This is a genomic window from Shigella sp. FJ200513, assembly GCF_040495915.1.
Lineage (GTDB): Bacteria > Pseudomonadota > Gammaproteobacteria > Enterobacterales > Enterobacteriaceae > ECMA0423.
On the sequence record NZ_JBDYCV010000199.1, the window covers coordinates 1 to 2867 of the forward strand.

Annotated in this window: 2 protein-coding genes and 1 pseudogene; 2 read left to right on the forward strand and 1 reads right to left on the reverse strand. The window is 46.3% G+C overall.

All coding sequences use genetic code 11. From position 1 onward, the window contains the following. The first annotated feature begins 127 nt into the window (after window positions 1–127). Window positions 128–2650, forward strand: a complete 2523-nt coding sequence (gene lpfC-O113 / locus ABZJ92_RS21255) for a long polar fimbrial usher protein LpfC-O113 (protein WP_000989229.1) — start codon at window positions 128–130, stop codon at window positions 2648–2650. Between the two features lie 10 nt (window positions 2651–2660). After that, window positions 2661–2792, forward strand: a pseudogene (locus ABZJ92_RS21260) (fimbrial protein); the annotation flags it as partial. A gap of 15 nt (window positions 2793–2807) precedes the next feature. Here the strand turns inward: ABZJ92_RS21260 and ABZJ92_RS21265 are convergent. Next, on the reverse strand, window positions 2808–2864 hold the full coding sequence (locus tag ABZJ92_RS21265; RefSeq protein ID WP_003032489.1) for an IS1 family transposase: 57 nt from the start codon (window positions 2862–2864) through the stop codon (window positions 2808–2810). Window positions 2865–2867: the final 3 nt, after the last annotated feature.

The window sequence follows — 2867 nt, forward strand, 5'->3', positions numbered from 1 at the left end:
TCTAAAAACTAGTATTAAGACTATCACTTAAATAAGTGATACTGGTTGTCTGGAGATTCAGGGGGCCAGTCTAGTCAGTGACCCGATAAAAATGACGCTGTAAGCAAGGGATAAGGATAGGCGTATTATGATGACGACCAGAATAGTGGTTGGCCTCACGGCAGGGACGTGTCTGATTTTCTCGCAAAACCTGATGGCCGAGGTCAGTGTATTCAATCCGGCGCTTCTGGAAATCAACCATCAATCCGGAGTCGATATTCGCCAGTTTAATCGGGCAAACCTGATGCCCCCAGGTGTTTATAGCGTTGATATTTTTATCAACGGTAAAATGTTTGAACGTCAGGATGTGACATTTGTTCAGGATAATCCAGATGCTGATCTGCACGCTTGCTTTATTGCCATTAAAAAAACACTGTCCTCCTTTGGCATAAAAGTTGATGCGCTCAAATCGTTCAATGATGTGGATGAGACGGTTTGCCTCGATCCTGCTCCACGTATTGAAGGCTCATCCTGGCAGTTTGACAGTGATAAATTGCAGCTGAATATATCCATTCACCAAATCTACATGGACGCGATGGCTTATGATTACATCAGCCCCACGCGTTGGGATGAGGGGATTAATGCGCTCACCATCAACTACGATTTTTCTGGTTCACATACACTACGTTCAGATTATGGTTCACAAGAGACAGATACCAGTTATCTCAATCTGCGCAATGGACTGAATATTGGACCGTGGCGGCTACGTAATTACAGTACTTTAAACACCAGCGATGGCCGTGCGGAATACAACTCCATTAGTACCTGGATACAGCGCGATATTGCCGCGTTAAGAAGCCAGATTATGATTGGTGATACGTGGACGGCGAGCGATATTTTCGACAGTACGCAAATTCGCGGCGCGCGTTTGTATACTGATAACGATATGCTACCCGCCAGCCAGAATGGCTTTGCTCCTGTGGTTCGTGGGATTGCAAAGTCCAACGCCACCGTCATCATTCGGCAGAATGGCTACGTGATTTATCAGTCAGCCGTTCCACAAGGTGCTTTTGAGATCACCGATCTCAACACCGCAAGTACAGGTGGCGATTTGGACGTAACCATCAAAGAAGAAGACGGTAGCGAACAACGATTCACCCAACCTTATGCTTCATTGGCGATTCTTAAACGTGAAGGTCTGACAGATGTTGATGTCAGCGTGGGTGAATTGCGCGATGAAGACGGATTTACACCGGACGTCCTTCAGGCGCAAATACTTCATGGTTTTTCCCACGGGATCACTTTATATGGAGGTATGCAGGCTGCTGAAAATTATGGTTCTGCAGCTCTGGGTGTCGGTAAAGATCTTGGCGCTTTGGGCGCAATTTCTTTCGATGTGACACATGCTCGTGCGAATTTTAGCCATGATGATACAGAAACGGGTCAGTCATATCGCTTTCTCTATTCAAAACTATTTGACGACACAGACACTAGCTTGCGCCTGGTTGGCTATCGTTACTCCACCGAGGGCTACTATACCCTCAATGAGTGGGCATCGCGGCGCAACAGCCCTGAAGACTTTTGGGAAACAGGTAACCGACGTAGTCGCGTGGAGGGAACGCTAACGCAGTCGTTGGGGAGAGATTATGGCAATTTATACCTGACATTAAGCCGGCAACAATACTGGCATACCGATGATGTCGAACGATTAATGCAATTTGGCTACAGCAGTAGCTGGAAGCGTCTCTCGTGGAACGTCTCCTGGAGTTATTCCAATACTGCCAGACAGGGGACGGGGAACAACCATGCCAGTGATAACACCAGTGAGCAGATCTACATGCTCTCTTTATCTGTTCCTTTATCGGGCTGGTGGGGTAATAGTTACGCCACCTATTCTGTTTCGCAAAACGATAATTCCGGTAGCTCACATCAACTCGGACTCAGCGGTACGGCGCTGGAAAGAAATAACCTTTCATGGAATTTAATGCAGTCCTATAACAGTCATGATGATGAGGTTGGCGGTAATATGTCCCTGACCTATGATGGCTCTTATGGCACGGTGAACGGCAGCTATAACTACAGCCAAAATTCCCAGAGGCTGAATTATGGTATCAGAGGGGGAATTCTGGCACACAGCGAAGGGGTAACGTTAAGTCAGGAGTTAGGTGAAACTATTGCTCTTGTTAAAGCACCTGGGGCCGCCAGGTTAGAAATAGATAATATGCGCGGTGCTGCGACGGACTGGCGCGGCTATACGGTCAAGACACAGCTAAACCCTTATGATGAAAATCGGGTAGCAATCAGCGATAACTATTTCTCGAAGTCGAATATAGAACTTGATAATACCGTCGTTACGATGGTTCCCACGCGTGGTGCAGTGGTTAAAGCGGAGTTTGTGACTCATGTGGGTTATCGCGTTCTCTTCAGAGTGTTAAATGCAAATGGTAAACCGGTACCTTTTGGAGCCATTGCTGCGATACAAGATGCAAGTTTGGCAGATTCAGGAATTGTCGGTGACCGTGGCGAACTTTATCTTTCTGGTCTACCAGAAAAAGGACAGGTTACGTTATCCTGGGGAGAAAACGCCTCAACAAAATGCATCTTCAATTATTCATTTTCGACACCAGAAAGTGAGAGCGGATTAATTGAACAGGGTGTGACATGTCATTAAAAGGATTTTTATGAACAAGTATATCAAACAGTGGTGCTTTGCTGTGTTTATGCTCTCGTTAAGTAGTGTAGCACTTGCAGCTCCTAAAGGTATCTGTACCCCTGATAATGGCGTATTTCACAGTACGCTTGATTTCTCGGGAGGTAATGACTCCAACTTACTGATAGTGTTTTATGTTCAGATAATGCCCGATGACCTTGTCATGCAGCTCCACCGA

Coding starts and splice junctions, on each gene's coding strand:
- lpfC-O113 (WP_000989229.1), top strand. CDS start 128: ATGATGACGACCAGAATAGTGGTTGGCCTCACGGCAGGGACGTGTCTG.